4 protein-coding genes and 1 pseudogene are annotated in these 7,868 nt (G+C 65.8%); all 5 read left to right on the forward strand.

Annotation, left to right across the window (positions count from 1 at the left end; all coding sequences use genetic code 11):
• Positions 1–12: 12 nt before the first annotated feature.
• Positions 13–978 (forward strand): chemotaxis protein, encoded by a 966-nt coding sequence (locus ABT24_RS09530; RefSeq protein ID WP_013122851.1) that lies wholly within the window; start codon positions 13–15, stop codon positions 976–978.
• Between the two features lie 47 nt (positions 979–1,025).
• Positions 1,026–2,555 (forward strand): methyl-accepting chemotaxis protein, encoded by a 1,530-nt coding sequence (locus tag ABT24_RS09535; RefSeq protein WP_276731808.1) that lies wholly within the window; start codon positions 1,026–1,028, stop codon positions 2,553–2,555.
• 127 nt (positions 2,556–2,682) lie between these two features.
• A complete protein-coding gene (locus ABT24_RS09540) occupies positions 2,683–7,167 on the forward strand; it encodes an EAL domain-containing protein (RefSeq protein WP_276731809.1) in 4,485 nt (1,494 codons plus the stop codon).
• Positions 7,168–7,273: 106 nt separating this feature from the next.
• Positions 7,274–7,555, forward strand: a complete 282-nt coding sequence (locus ABT24_RS09545) for a type II toxin-antitoxin system TacA family antitoxin (RefSeq protein WP_013105509.1) — start codon at positions 7,274–7,276, stop codon at positions 7,553–7,555.
• A pseudogene (locus tag ABT24_RS09550) lies at positions 7,552–7,773 on the forward strand (GNAT family N-acetyltransferase); the annotation flags it as partial. The gene ABT24_RS09545 and the pseudogene ABT24_RS09550, both read left to right, overlap by 4 nt.
• Between the last annotated feature and the right edge of the window lie 95 nt (positions 7,774–7,868).

Below are 7,868 nucleotides of genomic sequence, written 5' to 3' on the forward strand. Positions count from 1 at the left end.
CAGGACCCCACCATGAATTCCAACGTCTTGCAAGAAGTCGACGAGCGTTCCAACCTCGCTGGCACCAATAAATTCGAACTGCTGCTGTTTCGCCTTGGCGAAGAGCCGCAATCGTCGCGGCGTGAGCTGTTCGGCATCAATGTGTTCAAGGTGCGCGAGGCGCTGGTGATGCCGCAGGTCACCGTCATGCCCGGTGCGCCCAAACATGTGCTGGGCGTGGCCAATATCCGCGGCCAGATCATCCCCGTCATCGACCTGCCGGCCGTGGTCGGCTGCGTGCCCAAGACCGGGCTGAACATTCTGGTCGTCACCGAGTACGAGCGCTCGGTGCAGGGCTTCGCGGTGGAAGAGGTTGAAGAAATCGTGCGGCTGGAATGGAGCAAGGTGCTGTCGGCCGAGGCCAACGCCGTAGGCGGCATGGTCACCAGCATCGCCCGCCTGGAAGACGATCAGACCACCCGGCTGGCGCTGGTGCTCGACGTGGAAAAGGTGCTGCGCGATGTGCTGCCCTCACGCGTGCATGAGGTGAAAGACACCCACAATATGGGCCCGGCGTTGGGGCTGAAGCCCGGCGCGGTCATTCTCACGGCCGACGACTCCTATGTGGCCCGTGCGCAGATCGAGAAGGCCTTGCAGGCACTGCACGCGCCGTTCGTCAGCACCAAAACCGGCAAGGAAGCCTGGGAGCGCCTGCAAACCCTGGCGAACGAGGCGCGCGCCGAGGGCAAGCGCGTTGAAGACAAGGTGCAACTCGTGCTCACCGACCTGGAAATGCCCGAGATGGACGGCTTCACCCTCACCCGCCACATCAAGCAGGACGAGCGCTTCAAGAACATTCCGGTGGTCATCCACTCCTCGCTGTCGGGCTCGGCCAATGAGGACCATGCCCGCAGCGTGGGCGCCGATGCCTATGTGGCGAAGTTCGTCGCCGACGAATTGGCGCAGACCATTCGCAAGGCGATTGCTGCACACGCCTGAACGCTCCCGTTTTTTCATTCAAGCGGTTTAACAAAGCGAATCGACCGATGGATACCACGCCCTCAGCACCCCCAGCAGAAGCCAGTAGCAACACCCCGGCGGAATTTCTGCAGCACTTGCTCGCCCAGCGTCCGGTCGACCTGCGGCAAACGGCGCCCCAAGGGTGCGGCGCGGGCCTGGATGAATTCCTCGCCCTGGTCACGCATCTAGTCGATACCACCACGCATAACGCCACCGGGGTGGCCTACGGCATTGCGCGCATCAGCTTCGAGGCGCGCACTGCCACGCAGGACGCGCAAAGGCATGCGAAGGAGCAGACCGAACGTATCGGCGCCATGGGCGAAAGCCTGGAAACCTTCATCCGCGGCATCGTCGGGGTGCAGGGCCAAACCGAGGCGTTGCGGGCCGATTCGCAAAGCATCACTCTGCTCAGCACGCGCGGCGCGCGCGAGGCGCATGAGGCCAATGCGGTGTTCGAGCAACTGGCGCAGACCACGAGCCGGAACCAGACCGAAATTCAGGCGCTCGGCAAAGGCTTTGCGCAAGTCACCGCGGTCACGCAGGTCATCAAGGACATCGCGCAGAAAACCAGCCTGCTGGCGCTCAACGCCAATATCGAAGCCGCCCGCGTGGGCGAGGCCGGGCGCGGCTTTGCCGTGGTGGCCGAAGAAATCCGCAAGCTGGCGATGAACACGCAGCAATCGGTGCAGAGCATCGCCACCTTCGCCGCCGAAGTCAGCCGCAGCCTGCAAGTGGTCACGCAATCGACCCAGCAGTTCGCCGCGCAGATGGACAACGGCAAAGCGCTGGCCACAGCCATGTCGGCCAATTTCCAGGACATCGCCCGCAACATCGAGGCGATGAATTCCGGCGTGAACAAGGTTTACACCCAACTCGGTCACGAGGTGGACGCCGTGCGCACCATTAGCGGCCAGTTCGCCGCACTGTCCAGCACGGTACAGGCCAGCGCCAACCAGACCATTGCCACCAGTGAGCGCATCGCCGACGAAGTGCAGCAGTCGCTCAACGCCAGCCAGACCTTGTTCGAAGCGGCCACGCAATTCGTCACCGCCTCGAAAACCAGCCAGGTGATGCGCGACCTCGACGCCGTTTGCAAAGAGATCGAGACCGCACTCGCTCAGGCGCTGGCCAGCGGCGCGCTCACCGAGCAGGCGCTGTGGGACGAACAGTACGAGCCGGTGCCCGGAACCAAGCCGCAGAAATTCCGCACCCGCTTCACCGAGTTCATCAAAAGCCGCATCCAGCCCATCGAGGACGCCTGGCTGGGCAAGAGCGAGCAATACCGCTTTGCGCTGCTGGTGGACCGCAACGGCTACGCCGCGGCGCACAACAGCGTGTTCGATCGCCCGCTGACCGGCGACTACGCCACCGATCTGGCGGGTAACCGCTCCATGCGACTGTTCAACGACCCGGTGGGTCTGGCCGCCGCGCAAAACACCAACCCCTATCTGCTGCAGGTCTATGCCCGCGATACCGGCGAGATCATGCAGGAGCTATCGCGCCCGGTGAGCGTGGGCGGCCGTCATTGGGGCGCCGTGCGGCTGGCGTTCATTTGAAGTCTGTCGTCTGACCTCTCCTGCGCTTTGTCATTTTTTACACCGTTGCCGATCATTCCGCAGACAGTCTGGATGATGCCTGCCCGCAAGGTGTTGTAATGCCGGGCTGTATTTTTCGATTCATGGCATGCCTCACAACACCCGTTTCCAGACCGACCGCCGCCGCATCCTGATTGCGGTGCTCATCGCCAATTTATTGCTGGCTGCGGCCGTTGGCGTGGTGCTCTGGGTCAGCTGGGATCGCAACCGCAACGGCATCGAGCAGATTCTGCAAAGCGAGGCCGCGTTCTGGGCCGACGCGATGAATCAGCGCTACGACCAGCTTCAGACCACTTGCACCGTGGCGCAGCGGCAGCTTCACGACAACCCCGATCTGCTGCAGCAGCCGGGGCCGTGGCTGAGCGAAATGAACGCGCTGATGCCTTTCATCGACGGCGTTTCCCTGGTCGCGCCGACCGGCGATGTGCTGGCGCTTGCACCGAGTCGCGCAATCCCGCCGCAGGCGCGTGCGGCCATCTCCGCGTCGCCGGGTTTTCAGCAGACCCTGTCCACGCCGGGGCGGATTCGCATCGGGCTGCCGCAGCCCGATCCGCTGGCGCCAGAGCAGCGCATCACCCCGGCCCGCTGCGCGCTGACCTTGCACAAAGGTGCGCCTCGTCCCGAGGTCATGCTGATTTTCGACGTGGGCCTGCAGCGAGCGCTGCAAAATCTGCAGCACACTTTGTCGAGTTTCAACGGCAAGGGCCGCTGGGTGCCGGCGGTGGGCCTGTTGCGCAGTGACGGCTATTTGCTCGCGCGGCTGCCTGCGCCGCTGCCGCAAATCCAGCCCTCGCTCAAGAATGCACCCGCGCGCGGGATACTCGCACGCGAAATTGCCGCGCATCCCGAGCAAACGCATGGGGTTTTCCTCGGGCCGGTGCAGGCGGCGGGCGGCGCTGAGCTCCTGGGCGCCTGGCAACGCCTGGGCGCGCATTCGGTCGTCGCCTTCACCAGCCTGCCGGCCAGCGCGCTCACCGCGCTGTGGTGGCGTCAGACCTGGCCGATGCTGACGGGCTGGGCGCTGTTGCTGCTGATGCAACTGCTCGGCGGCTTGCTGATCAACCGCAGTCTGGAGCGCCAGCACCGGCTGGCGCAGATCAATGCCGCACTGGCGCAGGCCAGCCAGGTCGTGGCCGAAGCCCCGGATGAGGCCACGCTGTTCCAGCGCATTTGCGACATCAGCGCCGACGCCGGGGGCATGCAACTGGTCTGGATCGGTCAGCCCGATGTCGGCGGGCAGGCCAAGGTGCTCGCTGCCGCTGGAAAGACCGCCTATCTCGACGGAATGCCGCTGTCCATCCATGCCGATCAGATCAGCGGCCAGGGGCCGTTTGGCAAGGTTTGGCGCGACGCTGCGCCCCTTTATGTGCAAGGCAAAGACTCCGCCCAACTGTTGCTGCCCTGGGCGGGGCGCATGAAGCAGTTCGGTCTGCGCACCATGGCCGCCTTGCCGGTGATGCGGCAGGACCGGCTCTACGCGGTGTTCAGCATTTACCGCGACAGCCGCGCGCGCATCACCCGAGACCAACGCAATCTGCTCGAAGAACTCGCGCGCAGCCTGGGCCGCGGACTCGATCGTCTGCAACTGGCCGAGGCCGAACGCAAAGAGCGCGAAAGCCGCCAGCGCCAGCAGGAACTGGTGCGCGGAGTGATGGCGCAGATCGACATTCTGATCAGCGCGCGCAACGACGCCGAAGTGCTGGAGAGCGCCTGCACCCGCCTGCTCGAAACCGGCTTGTTCGCCGCCGTATGGGTCGCCCAGCCCGATGTGCACGAGCGCGTGCACCCGCTCGCTGCCGGGGGAAATGCGCTGGACACGCTGTCCGCCCAATCGCCGCCGCTCTTGGTCAGCTCCACCCAAACCCACGCCCTGGCCCGCGCCTGGCACACCTCGGAAGAAGCGCAAGAAACCGACCCGCACTCGCCCCTGCTGCAACCCTGGGCCGAGTACGCCCTGCCGGGCTGGCAACCGCTTGCCCTGGCCTTGCCGCTACGCCGCAACGGCGGGCGCTGGGCGGCGCTGGTGCTGGTGCTGTTCAACGTCGACGATCTGGACGAAGGCCTGCACGGCCTGTTGCGCCGGGTGGGCAAGCTGATCGAGCAGGCGCTGGGCGAAATCGACCTCAAGGCCGATCTGGAAGCCGAGCAGGCGCAGCAACGCCACCTCGCCCGCCACGACGCCCTGACCGGCCTGCCCAACCGCCTTGCCCTCGAACACCACCTGCCGCTGGCCATGGCCCGGGCCCGCCGCCACAAAAATCTGCTGGTCGTGGGCGTGATGGATCTCGATGATTTCAAGCCGGTCAACGACACCCACGGCCACGCCGCGGGCGACCAGCTTCTGCGTCAACTGGGCGAGCGCCTCAGGGCCGCCGTGCGCGAAACCGATCTGGTCGCGCGGCTGGGCGGCGACGAGTTCGTGCTGGTGCTCGAAGGCGTGGCGCTGGCCAGCGATCTGCCCAACGTGCTCGATCGCATTCACGGCGCCGTCGAAACGCCGTTCGACCTCGGCGACGGCGTGCTGGCCAAGGTGGGCATGAGCCTGGGCGTGACGCTTTACCCGGCCGACGAGGCGCAGGCCGAGGTGCTGCTGCGCCACGCCGATGCCGCGCTTTACGCCAGCAAGGCGCACAAGGCCGACCGCACCCGTTGGTGGCAGGTCTGGGGCGATGGCCTGGAGCAGGCCGCCGACAAACCCGCCGACTTGCCCATTCATGTCGACCCCTACGGCGAAACCGCCCACCGCCTGCTCGGCCTGATTGGCGACCTGCTGGAGCGCAACGCCAAAACCTTCGTCGAGCGCTTCTATTCCACCCTGGGCCAGGACCCGGAATCGGCCGCGCTGCTCGCCGCCCTCTCCGCGGAGGAGGCCGCCCATTTGCGCAGCCGGCAGCATGCCCGCTTGCTGCAAATCCTGCACCCCGACCTGTCGGCCGAAACCCATCAGGAACAAGCGCGGCACACCGGCGCGATTCACGCGCTGGTGGGAGTCAGCACCGGGGCGCTGGTCAACAGTTTTGGCTGGTATCTGCAAAGCCTGCACGACTTGCTGGGCGAAGCCCCGGTGCGCAGCGCTGATCGCGCCGTGCTGGCTCAGGTCACCACCGCGCGCCTGCAGCGCGAGCTGCAATGGCAGAGCGATGGGGCGCAGGCGCAGCGCGAGCAATATCAGCAGATGCTGTTCGGGCTGGAGCAGATGCAGCCCGAACTGACCCAATGGGCCGATCTGGCCCGCACCGTGCTCGAATCAGTCACCGCCCTGCCGGGCATGGCAGCCACGGTGATCTACAAGCCCGACGCGCAGGGGCACTTCATCCCCGAGTTCACCGCGGGGGCGTTTGACGAATACTGGCAGGCGCTCGATGCGGTGGCCATGGCCAATCTCGACATCGACCCGCAAAGCCCCTTCGGCCTCACCCCGCACCCGCGCTGCTGGCGCAGCGAGCAGATCGAGACCAACGCCAGCTACGTTACCGATCCGCGCATGGCGCCCTGGCGTGCGGTGGCGCACAGCGTCGGCGTGCGCAGTTCGGCCGCGGTGCCGGTGAAAGACAGCCGCGGTCGCATGCTCGCCGTCATGGGGCTGTACGGACGTTACCCCGGCCAGTTCGAAACGCAGAGCATGCACAGCTTCCTGCGCGGCATCGAACAACTCTTCGAACGCGGGCTTTACGGCCTGATGACCCGGCGCGAATCCGCCCCCATGCCCCTGCAGGACCGCCGCGCTTGGCGCCACCGCCTGTTCAGCGGCGGTCTGGAAATGCACTATCAGCCCCTGGTCGATCTGCACACGGGTGAGCCCACCGCCATGGAAGCGCTGGCCCGGTTGCGGCTCGAAGACGGGCGGCTGATCGGCCCCGGCCAGTTCCTGCCCTCGTTTGGCGCCTCCGAGCTCACCCGCCTGTTCACCCTCGGGCTGGAGCAGGCGCTGAACCAGCTAGCCCAATGGGACGGCGCGGGTCAGCGCCTCGATCTTTCCATCAACCTGCCGCTCGAAGTCTTGCTCATGCCCGAATGCGCCCGCTGGGTGGCCGACGCGCTGCGTGCCCGGCACATCGCGCCTGATCGGCTACGGCTGGAAATTCTGGAAGACGCCGACTTCCAGAACGACGCCGAGCGCGACCGCGCGGTGCGCAGCCTGGCCGCCACCGGCGCGCGGCTGGTGATGGACGATCTGGGCAGCGGCTACAGCAGTCTGCTGCGGCTGCGCACCCTACCGTTCCACACGGTGAAAATCGACCAGGGCCTGGTGCGGCAGATTCCCTCCGAAGCGCAAACCGAGGCAGACGGCATGATCGGCTTCATCGGCGCCCTGGTCCACATGACCCAGGCGCTCGGCCTGAAAGTGGTGGTCGAAGGCCTGGAAACCCCGGCGTTGGTGGAGGTGGCCGCGGTATTGGGCGCTGATTATGGTCAAGGCTACGCTCTGGCACGGCCGATGGCAGCGGCCGACGTGCCCGCCTGGCTGCAAACCTTCCGCTGGCTCACCCAGGCCTCGTCACCCCAAACCCGCCTGGGCCAGCGCGCGCAGCAATGGGTGCGGGAAAATGCGGAACGCAACCGGGCCGACTAAAGTCGGCCCGCCAGAATGGCCGCTTGAAAAAATCGCCCAAAGCCGTCGAAAATCCGTCTTAATTTGTACGGCACATTGCCGTATTATTGAGCTGGAGGACAAATTCATGCCCGCTGCAATTTCTACTGCCCGTCTCGAAGCCCGAATCAGCACCGATCTGCATGCGATGCTCAAGCGCGCCGCCGAGCTTCAGGGGCGCACCATGACCGATTTCGTGGTGTCCGCCGTGCAGGACGCCGCGCAGCGCGCCATCGAGCAGGCCGAAGTCATCCGTCTGTCGCTGGCCGATCAGGAGTGTTTCGCGCAAGCGCTGCTGTCGCCACCCAAACCAGCCCCCGCTTTGGAGCGCGCTTTTAGCCGCCGCAGCAAGCTCTTGCGCGCTGAATGAGCGGCGCCCCGTTCCAGCTTGCGCCGCTCGATGCCGGGCATGATCGCGTCGCCTTCAATAGTGATTCGGAGCCGCTGAACCGCTACCTGCGCGAACAAGTCACCCAGGATATTCGTCGCCGCATCGCTGCCTGTTTCGTGGCGCTGGCTGACGGGCAGCGCATCGCGGGCTACTACACCTTGGCCTCGGCAAGCCTGCTGCTGGCCGATCTTCCGGCCCCGGCGGCCACCCAAAGTGCTCCACTTATGGCCACCCAAACTGCTCCACCCTGGCCGCGGTGATCTGACGCATTGAGCAAGGTGCGTCGGGTGCT

Origin of the sequence: Thiomonas sp. SCN 64-16, assembly GCF_001725585.1 — a bacterium.
In the GTDB taxonomy this organism is placed as follows: Bacteria; Pseudomonadota; Gammaproteobacteria; order Burkholderiales; family Burkholderiaceae_C; genus Thiomonas; species Thiomonas arsenitoxydans.